Origin of the sequence: Trinickia dinghuensis, from assembly GCF_003367175.1 — a bacterium.
Lineage (GTDB): Bacteria > Pseudomonadota > Gammaproteobacteria > Burkholderiales > Burkholderiaceae > Trinickia > Trinickia dinghuensis.
Map to the genome: position 1 here is coordinate 483,706 of NZ_QRGA01000007.1, position 16,671 is coordinate 500,376.

The 16,671-nt window shown below is 64.9% G+C and carries 18 protein-coding genes; 9 read left to right on the forward strand and 9 right to left on the reverse strand.

Annotated elements, in window-relative coordinates; all coding sequences use genetic code 11:
- Nucleotides 1–58: 58 nt before the first annotated feature.
- Nucleotides 59–991 (reverse strand): DNA-3-methyladenine glycosylase family protein, encoded by a 933-nt coding sequence (locus DWV00_RS14620; RefSeq protein ID WP_115534277.1) that lies wholly within the window; start codon nt 989–991, stop codon nt 59–61.
- Nucleotides 988–2,112 carry a bifunctional DNA-binding transcriptional regulator/O6-methylguanine-DNA methyltransferase Ada gene (gene ada, locus DWV00_RS14625; RefSeq protein WP_425452776.1) on the reverse strand — a complete coding sequence of 375 codons (1,125 nt, stop codon included), beginning with the start codon at nt 2,110–2,112 and terminating at the stop codon, nt 988–990. Before ada ends, DWV00_RS14620 begins: the two co-directional genes overlap by 4 nt.
- Before the next feature lie 500 nt (nt 2,113–2,612).
- Between ada and DWV00_RS14630 the strand changes: the two genes are divergently transcribed.
- Nucleotides 2,613–3,038 carry a VOC family protein gene (locus tag DWV00_RS14630; RefSeq protein ID WP_115534279.1) on the forward strand — a complete coding sequence of 142 codons (426 nt, stop codon included), beginning with the start codon at nt 2,613–2,615 and terminating at the stop codon, nt 3,036–3,038.
- Nucleotides 3,039–3,044: 6 nt separating this feature from the next.
- On the opposite strand, the gene DWV00_RS14635 is transcribed toward DWV00_RS14630, so the two are convergent.
- Both DWV00_RS14635 and sap1 read right to left on the reverse strand, forming a co-directional pair.
- Entirely contained in the window at nt 3,045–3,593 is a 549-nt protein-coding gene (locus DWV00_RS14635) for a YaeQ family protein (RefSeq protein ID WP_115534280.1), read from the reverse strand.
- 293 nt (nt 3,594–3,886) lie between these two features.
- The gene (gene sap1, locus DWV00_RS14640) at nt 3,887–4,231 is read right to left on the reverse strand and encodes a surface attachment protein Sap1 (RefSeq protein ID WP_115534281.1); all 345 of its coding nucleotides are present in this window, start codon (nt 4,229–4,231) and stop codon (nt 3,887–3,889) included.
- 522 nt (nt 4,232–4,753) lie between these two features.
- On the opposite strand from sap1, the gene DWV00_RS14645 reads away from it, so the two are divergent.
- Nucleotides 4,754–5,380 (forward strand): LysE family translocator, encoded by a 627-nt coding sequence (locus DWV00_RS14645; protein ID WP_115534282.1) that lies wholly within the window; start codon nt 4,754–4,756, stop codon nt 5,378–5,380.
- Between the two features lie 75 nt (nt 5,381–5,455).
- A complete protein-coding gene (locus tag DWV00_RS14650) occupies nt 5,456–5,674 on the forward strand; it encodes a hypothetical protein (RefSeq protein WP_115534283.1) in 219 nt (72 codons plus the stop codon).
- Between the two features lie 36 nt (nt 5,675–5,710).
- Here the strand turns inward: DWV00_RS14650 and hutG are convergent, their stop codons facing one another.
- The 5 genes from hutG to DWV00_RS14675 all read right to left on the reverse strand — a co-directional run bounded on the left by hutG (nt 5,711) and on the right by DWV00_RS14675 (nt 9,867).
- Nucleotides 5,711–6,688 (reverse strand): formimidoylglutamase, encoded by a 978-nt coding sequence (gene hutG, locus DWV00_RS14655; RefSeq protein ID WP_115534284.1) that lies wholly within the window; start codon nt 6,686–6,688, stop codon nt 5,711–5,713.
- The gene (locus DWV00_RS14660; RefSeq protein ID WP_115534285.1) at nt 6,685–7,476 is read right to left on the reverse strand and encodes an amino acid ABC transporter ATP-binding protein; all 792 of its coding nucleotides are present in this window, start codon (nt 7,474–7,476) and stop codon (nt 6,685–6,687) included. The genes hutG and DWV00_RS14660 overlap by 4 nt, the downstream gene beginning before the upstream one ends.
- A complete protein-coding gene (locus DWV00_RS14665; RefSeq protein ID WP_115534286.1) occupies nt 7,473–8,141 on the reverse strand; it encodes an amino acid ABC transporter permease in 669 nt (222 codons plus the stop codon). The genes DWV00_RS14660 and DWV00_RS14665 overlap by 4 nt, the downstream gene beginning before the upstream one ends.
- A gap of 129 nt (nt 8,142–8,270) precedes the next feature.
- A complete protein-coding gene (locus DWV00_RS14670; RefSeq protein ID WP_115534287.1) occupies nt 8,271–9,026 on the reverse strand; it encodes a transporter substrate-binding domain-containing protein in 756 nt (251 codons plus the stop codon).
- Nucleotides 9,027–9,120: 94 nt separating this feature from the next.
- Nucleotides 9,121–9,867, reverse strand: coding sequence for an IclR family transcriptional regulator (locus DWV00_RS14675; RefSeq protein ID WP_115534288.1), 747 nt, complete (start codon nt 9,865–9,867; stop codon nt 9,121–9,123).
- A gap of 381 nt (nt 9,868–10,248) precedes the next feature.
- Between DWV00_RS14675 and DWV00_RS14680 the strand changes: the two genes are divergently transcribed.
- The 6 genes from DWV00_RS14680 to cysD all read left to right on the forward strand — a co-directional run.
- The gene (locus tag DWV00_RS14680) at nt 10,249–11,916 is read left to right on the forward strand and encodes a methyl-accepting chemotaxis protein (RefSeq protein ID WP_115534289.1); all 1,668 of its coding nucleotides are present in this window, start codon (nt 10,249–10,251) and stop codon (nt 11,914–11,916) included.
- Between the two features lie 174 nt (nt 11,917–12,090).
- Nucleotides 12,091–12,798 carry an adenylyl-sulfate kinase gene (cysC, locus tag DWV00_RS14685; protein ID WP_115534290.1) on the forward strand — a complete coding sequence of 236 codons (708 nt, stop codon included), beginning with the start codon at nt 12,091–12,093 and terminating at the stop codon, nt 12,796–12,798.
- Nucleotides 12,788–13,822, forward strand: coding sequence for a DHHA1 domain-containing protein (locus DWV00_RS14690; RefSeq protein WP_115534291.1), 1,035 nt, complete (start codon nt 12,788–12,790; stop codon nt 13,820–13,822). The genes cysC and DWV00_RS14690 overlap by 11 nt, the downstream gene beginning before the upstream one ends.
- A 55-nt stretch (nt 13,823–13,877) precedes the next feature.
- Nucleotides 13,878–15,014: a sulfotransferase family protein gene (locus DWV00_RS14695; RefSeq protein WP_115534292.1), complete on the forward strand. Its 1,137-nt coding sequence runs from the start codon at nt 13,878–13,880 to the stop codon at nt 15,012–15,014.
- A 174-nt stretch (nt 15,015–15,188) separates the two neighbouring features.
- Nucleotides 15,189–15,983, forward strand: a complete 795-nt coding sequence (locus tag DWV00_RS14700) for a sulfite exporter TauE/SafE family protein (protein ID WP_115534342.1) — start codon at nt 15,189–15,191, stop codon at nt 15,981–15,983.
- 88 nt (nt 15,984–16,071) lie between these two features.
- Nucleotides 16,072–16,671, forward strand: a 600-nt coding sequence (gene cysD, locus DWV00_RS14705; protein WP_115534343.1) for a sulfate adenylyltransferase subunit CysD, incomplete at its 3' end; no start/stop codon positions are given.

Genomic DNA, 16,671 nt, shown 5'->3' on the forward strand with positions numbered 1-16,671 from the left:
TGCGTAAGTGCGGCGAGCACTCTCGGCGCGACGGGGATAAGGCAGGAAACGCGCGGCGCTATCCGCCGCGCTGACCGCCGGCGCGATCGGCGATTTCGTTCCACAAATGCATGGCGGCATAGGCGCGGAACGGGCGCCATGCCTCGGTCCGCGCGCGCTGAGCCGGAGCGCGGACGAGGGTAGGGTCGCGCTCGGCGATCGCCTGCATCAGGACGAGGTCGGTGGCGGGGAATGCGTCGACGTCTCGCCACGCGCGCATGGCGATGTATTCGACCGTCCAAGGGCCGATGCCCGGCAGCGCGAGCAATGCCGCGCGCGCCTGCGCCAATGAGGCGGCCGGAATCCGGGCGGCATGAATGTCGTCGATCGGCATCTCGCCCGAGGCTACGGCACGCGCGAGCCCCTGCAACGCGGCGACGCGTTTCCCGGGCATGCCGATCTGCACCAGGTCGGCATCGGCGAGCGCGGCCGGAGTCGGGAAGCGCCAGGCCGTGCCCGGATGAGGATGATCGGCGATGGGCTCGCCCGCCCGCATGACGAGCCGGCCGATGATCGTCGTTGCGGCTTTGACGCTGACCTGCTGCCCGACGATCGCGCGGACGACGAGCTCGAACGCCGACCACGCGCCCGGCAGGCGCAAGCCCGGTGCGGCATCGAGGAGCGGCGCGAGCCATGGATCGCGCGCGAGATGAGCGCCGATGGCGGCGGGGTTCGCGTCGACGTCGAACATCGTCGCGACATGCGGCATGAGCGCTTCGGCATGGCAGCCGGCATCGCCTTCCACTGTGACGACGAGCCGATGCTTGCGCGCATGGCGGGCGACGCAGAGCGTGCCGCTCGCGCCGTCCCACTCGATCGCGCGCCGGTAGGTGCCGTTCTCCACCGCCTCGACGCCGGGCGTCGCGCGCCCGGCGAAGAACCGCAGCACGCGGGCCCAGTCGTAGGGCGCTTTGAACGGCAGCTCGAAGATAACGGCGGGTGCGGTGCTCAAGCTGCGTCGTCCAGGTCGCGGCGGATCTCGGCGCCGGCGCGTGCGTCGCCGGCCGCTGCCGAAACGCTTGCATGCCGCGCTTCGGCATCGAGCAAGGCGGCCTTGCGGGCGAGGCCCCAGCGGTAGCCGGCGAGCGCACCGCCCTTTTGCAACACGCGGTGGCACGGAATGGCCAATGCGACCTCGTTCGACGCGCACGCGCTCGCCACCGCGCGCACCGCGCGGGGCGCGCCGAGCAATTCGGCGATCTGCGTATAGCTGCGCGTCTCGCCGTAGGGGATGTTTCGCAGCGCGTCCCATACCCGCTGGCGGAACGCCGTCGTGCTGACATCGAGCGGCAGGTCGAAGATCTCGCGCCGGCCGCACAAATAGGCATCGATCTGCTCGATGAACGGCGCGATCCGCTCGCGGTCTTCGACCAGGTCGGCTTTGACGAACGCATGCCGCAGCGCTTGGACGAGTTCGGTTCCGTCGTCACCGAATGCGATCCGGCAAATGCCCTTGTCGGTCGCCGCGACGAGCACATGGCCGAGCGCCGTGGCGGCGTAGGCGTAATAGAGACGCCGCCCCTCGCCTTTTTTCCGGTACGCGGACGGCGCCATGCCGAGTTCGCCGGCGACGCTATCGTAGAGCCGCGACGGCGAATTGAAGCCGGCATCGAGCGCCGCGCGCGTCACGCCCTCGCCGCGCTGCAGCGCGGCGCGCAGCGCAGCGCCGCGCCGGGCGGCCTGATATTCGCGCGGCGAGACGCCCACGATGCGCTTGAACAGACGCTGGAGATGGAACGGGCTCACGTGCACGGCCTCGCTGAGCTGCGCGAGCGTCAGACGGGCGTGGGGATCGGCATCGAGCGCGGCGCAGGCGCGTTCGACGATGGCCATGTCGCGCGGCAGCCCCTCCGGCTGGCAGCGTTTGCACGGGCGGAAGCCGGCCGCGCGGGCTTCGCCGGTCGTGCCGAAGAACGACACGTTCTCGCGCCGCGGCAGACGCGAAGCGCACGAGGGCCGGCAAAACACGCCCGTCGTGGCGACGGCATAAAAGAAGGCGCCGTCCGCCTGCGCGTCGCGGCCGACGACGGCGTCCCAGCGCTCCGTATCCGTTTGATAGGCGGTGTCCATGATTTTCCTCGACATTGGCTCGGTGAACGATGCCAACTGTATGCGTCCTCGCTGCGTGCCGCGCGCCGAATGTTGCGGTCTAATTCCAGCGATGCCTGACGTCAAAATACCATCCGACCCCATGACGGCTAAGGCGGATCAGCCTGCGCGCTCGGCGCGGCCAGGCTTGGCTCGCTGGCCGAATTGGGGCACCTGCCGCACCCTCTTTCCCCTCTTTCAGAAATCGTTTGTCACATCCGTCATTTTCCGTCATAAAAAAGATATTGCATTGCACCATCGACGTGTGTATAGTTGGAACTGTCTCCTCCATGTCTCCTCCTGATATGGATTCAGCCCGCCTCTTAGGCGGGCTTTTTTTTGCCCGCGTTTTCCCCATTCCGTCTTGCCGCCTTGGCCGCATCGCCGCACGCGCGGTGAGACGCGCTGCCGTACACTGCTTACATCCCCGCGCACAGGCCGGCGGTATGTCCGCCCGCAGCCGCCCGACAAGGAGGAAAGCCTCGATGAAGCCGACGATTCGTGAAATCGACCACGTCGTCATCCGCACCGCCGATCCCGCGGGCATGACGCGTTTCTACTGCGAGGCGCTCGGATGCAGGGTCGAAAAGGAGCAGCCCGAGATCGGGCTCACGCAATTGCGCGCGGGGCGCTCGATGATCGATCTGCTGGCCGTGGGCTCCTCGATCGACCGCGCCGATAGCGGCACGCCGGGCGGCGGCCGCAACATGGATCATTTGTGTCTGCGCGTCGAGCTGTACGATCCGGCGCAGCTCATCGCTCATCTGACCGCGCACGGCGCGCGGCTCGGGACCGAGGGAAGACGGTACGGTGCCGACGGATACGGGCAGTCGATTTATCTATTCGACCCCGAAGGAAACATGGTCGAACTGAAGGGGCCGCCGGAATCGGCGCGCGCAACCGCGCTTTGATCAGGCTCAGGCGCGCGCTTTCAGCACGGTCCACTGCAATTCGACGGGATCCGCGATCGCGTTGGTGAGCCAGGCGGCGCCGTCCTGCAAGGTGAACTGCAATCGCATCGTGCGCTCGGCCAAGCTGGCCAAGGCATCGCCGACGCCTTCCGCGAGCGACCACACCTCGACGTTGCGCAGCCGCTCGACCTTCGTGCGCAACCCGTCCCACCAGATCTGCGACGTGCGTCCGCCGTAAGCGATGACGATCACGCGCTCGGCGCGCCCGCTCGCTTTGGCGAGCCGCCGTTCGTCGGGCTGTCCGACCTCGATCCAAGTCTGAATCGCACCGGTCAGGTCCTTCTCCCAAAGATCCGGCTCGTCCGTATCGGACAGCCCTTTGGCCAGTTCGAGCCGCTCGCCCGCGAAGAACGCGAACGCGGCCAAGCGCACCATCATCCGCTCGTCGGTCTCGGAGGGATGCCGTGCGATGGTCAGCGAGTGGTCGCCGTAGTAATGCCGATCCATGTCTGCGATTTGGAGTTCGGCTTTGTAGATCGTCGATTTGAGGGCCATGCGGCGTCGGAGAGGCGTGTCGTTGCGCGAAACGGTCGCGTATCGGGGCGGGGCTGCGCGCGATGCGCGGCAGCCTTCGGCGCGTGATGATAACGAAAAACGGCCGCGCAAATACAAACGGCCCGGATAGACCGGGCCGTCGTCCGACGAATCGACGAGAAATTATCGGTGGCGAACTCGCCGGCGCAGCGCCAGGGATCGCTACAGCGGCGACATCCTTCGCGCCGAAACGTTTGGCGCGTCCGGCGCGAAGATCACGAAGCGCTATCCCTACTGAAGCGTGATCGCTGTCGCTATTGCTTGATGAATTCGGCGTGGGTCCAAAGGCCCTGCGTATCGTCGTTGCCGGCATTCACGAATTCGACATCTCGGCCCACGACGCGCACGACGCGGAAATCGGCGTGCTCGGGCGCGGACAAGCATTGGAATCCGGAGAAGAACTCCTGCATCTGCTGCTGTTCACCCGCTTGCGCGTGCTGATAAGCCGAGTCGAGCTTATCCTTCGACAGGCAGCCATACGCGTTGGCTTTGAATTGGAACGTCTGTTGAGGCTTCAGGACATTGTCCTGCGCTTGCGCGATCGTGGCCGTGGCGGTCAGCCCCACGAGCATCAAAAGCATGCCGGCTTGCTTTTTCATATATGCCTCCATGCGGGTTTTTACGTAGGTTAGCTATGTATTTAAAGGCAATCCAAAACCCGCGTGTTTGAGCGTAGATCATACGTGTAAAAGCTCAAGCACATCTTGTGTGCGCTTGCAAAAGCGGCGGATTGTCGCACCGCCCGGAAGCCCCTCCGAGCATGCAATCCGGGTCGCGCGAGGGCCTTGCCCGGCGGGCGCGCAGGCGACCCGTAAGCGTCGAAACCGGCGTGGCGTAAGGCTCTGCGGGGAGCGATCAGCTTGGAATCACGAACGAATTAAGCTGATTAATAATTCGCAAAGCATTTTGCCGCGCCGCACATAAAGACGTTTTAAAGCAAATGCCGAATACCGGGAATAACGGTTTAGCTACAGGACAAAAAGAATGCCAGGGTGCGATGCGCCCGCTTCTTCGTCGGACGCAAGACTCGGCAACGCCCAATGCGGATGGCCGATGCGGTTTGGCTTGCATTGTCGCCGGCGCGGTGGATAAATCCGACCATCCCCACCTAGGAGAACCCCATGAGTCTCGTTCACTGGCTGTCGTTCGCACTCGCTTCGGCCATCCTCATCCTCATTCCGGGGCCGACCGTGCTGCTCGTCGTGTCGTATGCCCTTGGGCACGGCCGGCGCTACGCGCTGGCGACGACGGCCGGCGTGGCGCTCGGCGATTTGACGTCGATGACGGCCGCGATGTTCGGCCTCGGCGCTCTGTTGGCCGCATCCGCCGAGTGGTTCACCGTCCTCAAGTGGGGCGGCGCGCTATACCTCGTCTATCTCGGCGTGAAGCTCTGGCGCGCCCCCGTCACCGCCGGCGAGACGCCCGACGTGTCGGAAACGCGCACGAGCCGCGTCGTCGCGCATGCCTATGCCGTCACCGCGCTTAATCCGAAAAGCATCGTGTTCTTCGTCGCGTTCGTGCCGCAGTTCATGGATCCGCACGCGCCGGCATGGTCACAGGCCGCCGTACTCGAGGCGACGTTCGTCGCGCTGGGGACGCTGAACGCGTTCGGCTACGCGATGCTCGCGTCTGGCGCGCGACGTGCTATCCGTAATCCATCGGTGCAGCGCGCGGTCAACCGCACGGGCGGATCGCTGCTGATGTGCGCGGGGGTGCTGGCGGTCGCATGGAAGAAGGCCGCTTCCTGAAATGCTCCACGGAACGCGCGCGCGCCCACGCAAGCGTCACGACCTATCGCGCGAGTCGGACGACATGCGCCTAGAATGACTCTCACGTTCTTCGCTTATGCCTTGAATTGGCGCGGGAGGCTCATCGTGATCGAGCGAGTGATTTTGGGCGCGTTCCTCGTGCTGCCGCTGTTGATCGTCGCGTTTCTTTTCTCCGACGAACTCTGGCAAGACCATGTGCGCCAGGCGCGCGACCCGCAACCGCGCCGCGTCGACTGGCGCCACCCGCTGCGCAGCCTCCTGCATCGCCACTAGCCGGCCTTCGCCCGGCCACCCCATCTCGTCGCCCGGTTAAAGCAGACGATAGACGAGCCTCGCCGCGGCACGTGCGCTTCGAGTGTCCTGATCGTATTCCGGGTTGTACTCGGCGATGTCCGCCGCGCGCAATTTCGGCGACGCACGAATGCGCATGACCATTGCTTCGACCACGGCGAGCGGCACGCCGAACGCCGCGGGCGCCGATACGCCGGGTACGACGCTCGCTGGCAGCACATCCAGATCGATCGTCAGATAAATGTCGTCGGCCTGCGCGATCAGGCCATCGAGCTCGGCCAGCCGCTCGCCGAGATGGCGCTCCTGCATGTCCAGGTCGATCACATAGTGCGCGCCGATTTCGTTTGCCCGCGCAAACAGCGCCGCCGTGTTGGCCAACTCGCTGACGCCGAAGCAGGCGTAAGTCAGTGCAACGCCGCGTGCTTCGCAGTCGCGCGCGATCTGATCGAACGGCGTGCCCGAATTGCCGGGGCGCGCCGTGCGCAAGTCGAAGTGCGCATCGAAATTCACGACGAGCAGCTTTCTTGCGTCCGCGGCATCGCTGTTCGCGGCGCGCGACGATGACCCAGCCTGCTCGTCGAGCCAGCCGCGCAGGCCGCCGTAGGTCCCCCAGGCGACTTCGTGTCCGCCGCCAAGGACGATCGGGCGTGCCCCGGCCGCCAACACGCGATGCACTTGCTCGCTCAGTGCGGCTTGCGCGCCTTCGAGGTCCTCGCCGGCGCAGACGATATCGCCCGCATCGAAGCATTCGCCCAGCCGATGCGCGGGCAGACCGGCCAGCGCCCGCCGCAATGCGCGTGGCGCGTGTGCCGCGCCGACGCGTCCCTGATTGCGCCTGACGCCTTCGTCGCAGGCAAATCCAATCAGCACGGGCGCACCCTTAACGTTCGAGCCGGCATCGTACGGCCGAACGCGCTCGAATAGCCGCGCGGTATCGCCGTGCTCGCCGGCGTCGCGGCGGCCGGTCCAAACGGACGAATCGAATGCGGTACTCATGCGCGTGACAGTACGGCTTGCAAGAACGCGCGCGTGCGCGGCTGCGTCGGCGCCGAGAAGATCGTCTGCGGCGGCCCCGCTTCGACGATCGCCCCGCCGTCCATGACGACAACCACGTCGGCCACCTCTTTGGCGAAGCCCATCTCGTGCGTGACGACCACCATCGTCATGCCGTCGCCGGCGAGCATCTTCATGACTTGCAGCACCTCGCCTACCAGCTCGGGATCGAGGGCCGACGTCGGCTCGTCGAACAGCATCACCCGCGGGCGCATCGCGAGCGAGCGCGCGATCGCGACGCGTTGCTTCTGCCCGCCGGACAGGCTGGCCGGCATCGCGTGCGCCTTCTGCGCGAGGCCTACCTTCTCGAGCAGCGCCATCGCGGCGGCCGCGGCCTCGTCCTTCGACGCGCCGCGCAGCTTGCGCGGACCGAGCGTGATGTTATCGAGCACGGACAAATGCGGAAACAGATTGAACGACTGGAACACCATGCCCACTTCGGTGCGCAGCGCGTTCAGCGGACGCTCCTTGAGCATGACGCCGTGGTCGACGAGCCGATGGCCGCAGATGTCGACCGTGCCGCCCTCGGGCTGTTCGAGGCCGTTGCAGCAGCGCAGGAACGTGCTCTTGCCGGACCCGCTGGGCCCGATGACGACGACGACCTGCGAGGGGGCGACGTCGAAATCGATCCCGTTCAGGACGATATGCTCTCCGAACGACTTCTTGAGGCCGCGGATGCGGACGATGGGTTCGTCGCTCTTCGGAGCGGCGGCTTTCGGCACGGCGTTCATTGGACCATTCCTCCGGCGCGCAGCCGTCGCTCCGCGCGTTGCAGCAGGTAGTTCGTCGAACTCGTCAGCACGAGATAGACGAGCGCGATGACCAGATAGACTTCGAGCGAGCGGTACGACACGCTGATGATCTTCTGGCCCTCGTGCATGAGATCGTCGATCGTCAGCAGCGAGACCAGCGCCGAGTTCTTGATCAACGCGATGAATTCGTTGCCGAGCGGCGGGATCATGCGCACGATCGCTTGCGGCAGGATCACGGTGCGCATCGCGAGCGACGACGACATGCCGATCGAGCGTGCCGCTTCCATCTGCCCGCGGTCGATCGACTGAATCGCGCCTCGCACGATTTCCGACACGTAGGAGGCCGAATAGAGCCCGAGGCCGATCACGCCGCAAAAGAACGCCGGCAGCATGATGTTGAACTGCGGCAGTCCGAAGAACAGCAGGAACAGCTGCACGAGCAACGGCGTGCCGCGAAAGAACGTCACGTAAGTGGAGCAAATGGCGTAGACGGGGCCGCGGCGGTGCCCGAGGCGGCCGATGCCGATCAGCAGGCCGAGCACGCAGCTCACGACGAGCGACGCCGCCGTGACTTCGATCGTCACGGCCGCGCCATGCAGGATTTCAGCCCAGCCCGCGAATACGGGAGAAAAATCGAGTTCCATACCAATCGATTCCTAAACGTGAAACTCAGGACGGCGGCCGCAACCGAGTGTCACTCAGCGCGGCCTCGCGCGGGGGCGGCTTCGGCGTCGGCGTCGACTTCGATATCCGCGTCCCCATTTCCATCCGCATTACTTGCTGCTGAACCACTTCTTGACGAGCGCCGCGTAGGTGCCGTCGGCTTTGATCTTCTGGAGGGCGCCGTTGAGCGCGTCGCGCAGTTGCGGCTCGTCCTTGCGCACGGCGATGCCGTACTTCTCCGTCGTCAACTGCTCGTCGAGGACGCGGAAGCCCGGACGCGTCCGCACGAACTGGTAGGCCGCGGGCTTGCCCGTCACGGCCGCGTCGGCACGTCCGATGCCGACGAGGTCGAACATCTCCTCGTTCTTCTCCACCTCGACGCGGTGCACCTGCGGATAGTTTTGCGCGAGAAAGTTCACCGACTTCGTGCCCACCTGAACGCTGACTTTCTTGCCGTTCAGATCGGCGAGCGTCTTGATCGGCGAATTGGCCTTCACGAGCGCGACGAGGCCGCCCGCGTAGTACGGCTCGGTGAAGTCGACGACTTGCGCGCGCTCCGGCGTGATGTAGATGGCCGAGATGGCGACGTCGAAGCGGTGGGCGACGAGGCCCGGCACGAGCCCCTTGAAGTCGATGTCCGTCCATTGCACTTGTTTGCCCATTGCCTTGGCGAGCGCGTTCATGAGGTCGACGTCGAAGCCCGTGCGCGCGTTGTTCTCGGTGTACTCCATCGGCGGGAACGTCGCATCGGTGGCCACCTTCAGCGCGCCGGAATCGGCATCGGCGGCGAGGGCCGAGCTCGGGGCGGCGGCAACGGCGAAGGCCGCGGACAGGAATAGGGCGGCGAGCAAGCGGATCGGTTTCATCGAGGGTCTCCTTTGAGGTACCGGCGGGTACGGTTCAGTGCGTTCGGTTCGGTGGGCGGCGGGTTCGGGTCGTTCAATCGGGTGCAATCGGGGTTCAATCGGCCTGCAGCCGGCGCGAAATCTCGCGCGCGGTGCTGCGTGTCGCGTCGATCAACATGGCTTCGCGGCCCGGCACGCGCGTGACGGGCGCCATCAGCGTGATCGATGCAACGCTCGGGCTCGTGCGGCCGGCGCGCGCGAAGATCGGCGCGCTCACGCCCCAGACGCCCGGGTCGACTTCGCTGTCGCTGACGACGAACCCCTCGGCGCGGATCGTCGCGATCTGGTTCTTCAATGCCATGCGCGCCGCTTCGTCGTCGGCGAACACCGCATCGACGATTTCCGCGCAGCGGCGCTCGTTCATGAACGCGAGCAGCGATTTGGCCGACGCCCCCGCCTTGAGCGGTACGGCGCGGCCCTTCTCGAACGAGCAGCGCAGCGAGTGCAGGCTTTCGATCATTTCGAGGCAGACGACTTGCTCCTTGACGGCGACGAGGAGCCCGACGCTTTCGCCCGATGTGTGAGCGAGCCGCTGCATCGCGCCGCGGCTCGCTTCAATGAGATGCGACCCCAAATCGAACGAGAGCGCGAGCTGCAAACTGACGGGACCGGGCGCGTACCGCCCGCCGTCCTCGGAGACGAAGCCCCATCGCTTGAGCAGCGCGATTTGCCGGTAAAGCGTGCTTTGCGCGAGCCCCGTCTTGCCGACGAGCTCGCGCACCGACATGGCTTTGCCGTGATGGGCGAGCGAGGAGAGGACGAGCAGGATTCGTTCGGCTCCGGCCCCGGGTGCATCGGACATGACAGATGGGTCCGTTCAGAAACATAACGATGCTTAGGATGCCTGACTATTCCCAAGAAAGAAAAACATCATTCCCACCGCGCGGGAGTGAGGGCGAAGGGGTTTACACCTAGCCGCGCAAAAAAGAGGGAAATTGATATCGGTCAAATTCGCGCCGGCCATGTCGTTTTACCTTGCGCGGTTCGGTCCGAATATTAGTCATACTTAAAAGAATTCGGTCTCGATCAACTTCCAATAATCTGGTCATTAAAAACGTTTTCATCCGATAAATCACTTAAGGCCTTGTACGGATATGCCGTTCACGGGCCTTGTGACCGGTGCTCATGGGGTTAGTACCGGTGGACGGCGAGAGACGTCCTTTTATCAAAGGTAGTGAAGACAATGAACTTTGCCCATATGAAGGTGGCGAGCCGCCTTGGAATTGGATTTGCGCTGGTTTCGATCCTGCTCGTTCTGGTCACGGCGTTCGCGCTGTTGCGCATGTCCGAACTCGAATCGTCGATGATCGACATCACCGACGTGAACGCGGTCGAGGCCAGTTTGGCCAATCGCCTCGACGAAAGCATCTCCAATCGAGCCCTCGCGTTGCGCAATCTGGTCCTGCTGCAGGCGGACCAGCAAGACCAACTTCAGATCGAGACCGGCCGCTTCGACGCGGAAACGGCGGCCTACGACGAGAGCCGCGACAAGCTCGCCAAGATGTTCGCCCTGCCGGGTACGACTTCGGAAGAGACCGATCTGCTGCAGCAGATCGGTCGACAGGGCGAGTTGGCGTTGCCGCTCATGCAGAAGGCAAGAACGCTCGCGCTGTCGGGCCAGCGAGATGCGGCTTATCACCTGCTGCGTTTCGACTTGCGTCCGATCCAGGCGAAGTGGTGGCACGACGTGCGCCAACTGCGCGATCTCGAGCACAAGCAGAACGACGAGCTGACCGCCGACGCCAAGGCATCGTATGCGTCGAGCCGCCTGGGCATCGTCGGGCTTGCGCTCGCCGCGCTTCTCGTCAGCGTCGTGTCGGCTTTGCTGATCACGCGGGGCGTCATCCAGCAGCTCGGCGGCGAGCCCGCCGACGCGGCCGACGCCGCCGATCGCGTCGCGACGGGCGACTTGACGAACGACGTCTATGTCAAACCCGGTGACAGCACGAGCCTCATGCATTCGATGAAGACGATGCGCACGAGCCTCGTCGGCATCGTGAGCCAGGTGCACGTCAGCACGGGAGCGATTGCCTCCGCCGCGGGCCAGATCGCGAGCGGCAACCTCGATCTCTCGTCGCGTACCGAAGAGCAGGCCGCCTCGCTCGAGCAGACGGCCGCGTCCATGGAAGAGCTGACCGCGACGGTCAAGCGCAACTCCGAACACGCACGGCAAGCGAACGAACTCGCCACGGCGGCGTCGCACGTGTCGGAGCGGGCCGGCAGCGTCGTCTCCGAAGTCGTGCAGACGATGGGGGCGATCAACCAGGCGTCGCAGAAGATCGTCGAGATCATCGCCGTGATCGACGGCATCGCCTTCCAGACGAACATTCTCGCGTTGAACGCGGCCGTCGAGGCGGCGCGCGCCGGCGAGCAAGGCCGCGGCTTCGCGGTCGTTGCGTCCGAGGTGCGCAGCCTCGCCCAGCGCTCGGCCACGGCCGCCAAGGAGATCAAGGCGTTGATCGGCGGCTCGGTCGAACAAGTCGAAGTGGGCAACCGCTTGGTGGACGAGGCGGGCACGACGATGAAGGAGGTGCTCGACGGCGTCAAGCGCGTGACGCTGATCATGGGCGAGATCATGAGTGCGAGCGAAGAGCAGGCGACGGGCATCGAACAGATCAACCTGGCGCTTACGCAAATGGATCAAGTGACGCAACAAAACGCCGCGCTCGTCGAGGAAGCGGCGGCCGCCGCGGAATCGATGCGCGAGCAGGCCGGCGCGCTCGTCGAGGCCGTCAGCGTGTTCAAGCTGCGCGAGGGGGGGCAAAGCGGCGCGACGGCGCACGAGCGCCCGGTATCGCGCCGCGTTGCCAGAACGGCGGCCAGCCCTATGCTGGCGTATGAGGCGGCCTGATTCCCGAGCGATCGAATCGGCCTGCGACGCAAACGTTTCAATCGAATGTTTGCCGGTGCAGCGTCGATTCGCAGTTACTGAAAGTCGCCACGCGCTTCAAAGTAGAACCGTCTGTATAAAAGATGCACGACGGCTACAGTGGTCGATGAACCTAGCAAAAAGCAGGTGTATCCCATGGACGATCAAGGGCCGGTTTGCGGCACGCAGCACGGTGCGCCCGTGTTGAACGCGCAGGGAGAACGTGCCCGGTACGTGCACGCTCCCGAGGCGGGTGCCAACATCTTCCGGCACATCGGCGCGATGTCCGACGACGCGCGCGCGCTGCAATTCGGACGGCCGCCGCTGACGTTTTGGCTGACGGGCTTGAGCGGCGCGGGTAAATCGACGATCGCCTTTGAATTGGAGCAACGTCTGCGGCGCGAGATGCGTCCCTGTGTCGTGCTCGACGGCGATAACCTTCGATGCGGCTTGAGCCGAGATCTCGGCTTTTCCGAAGGCGACCGGCGCGAAAACATTCGCCGCACGGCGGAAGTCGCGCGCATGATGAACGAGGTCGGTCTCGTGGTCATTACGTCCCTCGTCTCGCCGTTTCGCGACGATCGAGCCGTGGCGCGCGCGATCATCGGCGAGGCGCGGTTCGCGGAGGTGTACGTCAGCACGTCGCTGCAGGTTTGCGAATCGCGCGACCCGAAGGGGCTCTATCGGAAGGCGCGGCGCGGCGAGCTGACGGACTTCACGGGCGTGAGCGCGCCCTACGAGCCGCCGCTCGCGCCGGCTTTGGCCGTCGACACTTCGGATATGAAACACGGCGGCGCCGCGGCGCTGCTCTATGCCTACTTGACGAGTCACGATTCGGTAAAGGGAGACGGCCGTGTCAGCTGAAGCCCCAAAATCGAGCGCACCCGGCGCTTACGACGTGTTCAACGGCGATGCCGACGGACTCTGCGCGCTGCATCAACTGCGCCTGGCTCGGCCGAGGGAGGCGCACTGGGTCACGGGCGTCAAGCGCGACGTCGCGCTGTTGTCCCGCGTGCCGTGCGAAGCGGGCGTCGACGTCACGGTGCTCGACGTTTCGCTCGATGCGAACATCGATCCGCTCGCGCGCTTGCTCGACGCCGGCGCGCACGTAGCCTACTTCGACCATCACAGCGCACGCCGCATGTTTCTGCACCCGCGGCTGCAACTCGAATGGGACGACTCGCCCGATGTCTGCACGAGCGTCATCGTCGATCGCACCCTCGGGGGACGCTATCGGCCATGGGCGATCGTCGGCGCATTCGGCGACAACCTCGATGCGACCGCCCACAGGCTTGCCATGGTGCAGGGTCTGGCCGAGCGCGAGGTCGCCTGGCTGCGCACGCTCGGGCAATTGCTGAACTACAACGCGTATGGCGAGACGATCGACGATCTGCATATCCGGCCCGATATGCTTTATCGAACGCTGCATGAGTTCGTCGATCCGCTCGAGTTCGTCGCGATATCGCCTTGCTACAGGCAACTCGACGAGGGGTATCGAGAGGACCTCGCTCGTGTCGACGCGCTGGCGCCCTATCGCACATGCGACGACGGCGCCGTTTATGTGCTGCCGGACGAGCCGTGGGCCCGGCGCATTTCAGGCACGTTCGCCAACCGGCTGGCTGCCGAGTGCCGCGAAAAATCGTTCGCAGTCCTAAGCGAACGCGGGGATGGATCGCATTGCGTCAGCGTCCGTTCCGCCAAGCCCGATGCCTGTCCGGCCAACGTTCTTTGCGAGCGCTTCGACGGCGGCGGCGGCCGGCGCGGCGCCGCCGGCGTCAACGCGCTGCCGGCCGCGGACCTCGACCGGTTCGTCGATGCATTTTCCACCTATTTCAAGATCGCGCCCGCGCACGCCGAGCGCGTGCGGTGCGCGGGCAATTCGAAGTAGTCACTCAATAGTCCGAAGCAAGAAGCAAGAGTACAAGAGCACAAGAGTACGAACGATGAATACGAAGCAAAATCCCGTTTTGGCCGATAAGCGGCCACGCCCTGTATTGATGATTCCCCTGCGCCGCTGCGGCAGTCACGCGCTGCGGCTGCGATTGAATTTCAATCCCGATTTCTATTCGCCTTATCCGCTGCACGTCGTCGATTTCATGCCGATCGTGCCGCTGTACGGAAATCTCGAAGACGATCGCGCGTATTTCCGTCTGGTCAGCGACGTGATCGGGCTGCAGGCAGCGAGCATGGTGAAGTGGCCCGGGATCGTTTTCGACCCCGTCGACGTCTTCGAAGCGATTCGCCACGAGCCGCGCAGCGTGCATCGCGTCGTCTGGGAGCTGTTGCTGCGCGCCGGCGAACAGCGCGGGGCCCGCGTCGTGATGGACAAGTCGCTCGACAGCGTCCATTACGCCGACGAACTGATGCGGCTTTTCCCCGACATGCTGTTTCTGAACGTCGTGCGCGATCCGCGCGCGCAGATCGCGTCGATGAACAAGGCGATCATTCACGACTTCGACACGCTGCTGAACACGCATACCTGGCTCGAGGCGCATCGGGCGGCCGATGCGGTCCTTGCCGAGTATCCGGACCGCACGCTCACGATCCGCTACGAGGATTTCCTCGCCGATGAAGAGGCCGTGCTCCAAGAGATCTGCGCGTTCTTCGGCATCGAGTTCATGCCGTGCATGCTCGACGTTTCCCGTTCGGAGGAAGCCAAGCAGTTCTCGCGCATGTCCGCGCTCTGGTCGTCGAATTGCTTTGCGCCGATCACGGCCAATGCCGACAAGTACAAGAAAGTGCTGTCGATGGACGAGATCGCGTTGATCGAAACGCTGACGAACGACTACATGCGGCGATACGGCTACGAGCGGTTGAGCGAAGCGTCGGCGCCGATCGCGCAATCGGCGTTCGATACGGCGCGCGGCGCTTCCGATCTGGGGCGAACGCAGGCCTGGCAAGGGCTCGAGCACAGCAATTTCCGCGACTTCGCGCTGCGGCGCCACCGCTCCGAATATTTGGCCTCGGTGCGCGCGCGCATGGAGCAATGCGCGAATGCGCGCGCGGCGCGTGGCAACGGTGCGCCGCCCGAAATCGTCAAGCTCGATGAGTTGACGGAAGCATTCGAAGTGACGGATTGACCGCTCACGGCTCGATAAAAAGCATTCGAAAGCGATCGAAGGCGATCGAAGGCAATCAAGCTTCCCAAGCAAGCCAAACAACCAAGCAACGAGACCAACCGCGTCGGCCGCTGCGCGCAACGCATGCGCATGCTAGATGACGGAAGGCCGTGCAACCTGAGAGAAACCAGCATCATGTCAATTGCATTGACATTGCAGACGCAGCTCGTGCTCGCGTCTTTATCGGGCCTGTCGATCGGTTTTGCGCTCGGGCTCGTCGGCGGCGGCGCCGGCATGCTGTCGGTGCCGCTGCTGCTCTATGTCGTCAAGGTCGACGACCCCCATGTCGCCATCGGGACGACGGCCGCCGCCATCGCGGCGACTGCGCTTGTGAACCTCATCTCGTATGCGAGAGCGGGCCTCGTGCGTTGGCGCACGAGCGTCGTCTTCGCTTGCGCGGGCGTGGGCGGCGCGTTCGCCGGCTCGCGCTGGTCCCTGCATGTCGACGGCGGCGCCGTGATGCTGATCCTCGCGGCGATCGTGGCAGTGGTCGGCTTGCTGATGCTGGCCGGCGCGCAAGCGGCACAAGAGCCGGCGCTCATCCATGCCCAGGTCGCCCCGGGCCGAGGCTTTGCGACAGCAGGGGCGGGCGCCGCCGTCGGCGGCGTGGCCGGCTTCTTCGGCATCAGCGGCGGATTCCTGTCGGTGCCGGCGCTGCACTTCATTGCACGCGTGCCGATGCTCGAAGCGGTGGCGACCTCGCTCCTGTCGGTCGTCGTGTTCGGCGCGACGACGGCAGCCAACTACGCGGCGGCCGGCAAGGTGAGCCTGCCGCTGGCGCTGGCGCTCGTGGCCGGCGGTGTCGTGGGCGGTAACGCCGGAATGCGCGCCGCCAAAGCCATGGCCGTCAAAGGCACCGCGCTCAAACGCGTCTTCGCGACCTTGCTGCTCGTCATTGCCGCTTACATCGCCTATCGAAGCATCGTCTAGCCGCCCCGAATTGCCCGACATACCTATCCACGCTCGTTTCAACGCCCCTTTATCGAAAGCGCATTACCGAACATCGAAGAGATCAATCATGTGTACCCTTCTTGAATCCGCCGAAGCGGATGTCGCACCGATAACCGCTTCGCGCATGGACCACCTCGACTGGCTCGAGGCCGAATCGATCCACATCCTGCGCGAGCTCGTGGCCGAGTGCAGTAAGCCGGCGCTGCTGTTCTCGGGCGGCAAGGATTCGGTCGTGGTGCTGCATCTGGCGCTGAAGGCATTCGGCCTGGGCGCCAAGCGCGCCACGTCGCTGCCGTTCCCCCTCGTGCATATCGACACGGGCCACAACTATTCCGAGGTGATCGATTTCCGCGATCGCCGCGCCGAGCAGATCGGCGCGCAGCTGGTCGTGGGCCACGTCGAGGATTCGATCAAGCGCGGCACGGTGCGCCTGCGCCGCGAGACCGATTCGCGCAACGCGGCGCAAGCGGTGACGCTGCTCGAGACGATCGAGGCGCACGGCTACACGGCGCTGATCGGCGGTGCGCGCCGCGACGAAGAGAAGGCCCGCGCCAAGGAGCGCATCTTCTCGTTCCGCGACGAGTTCGGCCAATGGGATCCGAAGGCCCAGCGCCCGGAACTGTGGAGCCTGTACAACGCACGCCTGCACAAGGGCGAGCACCTGCGC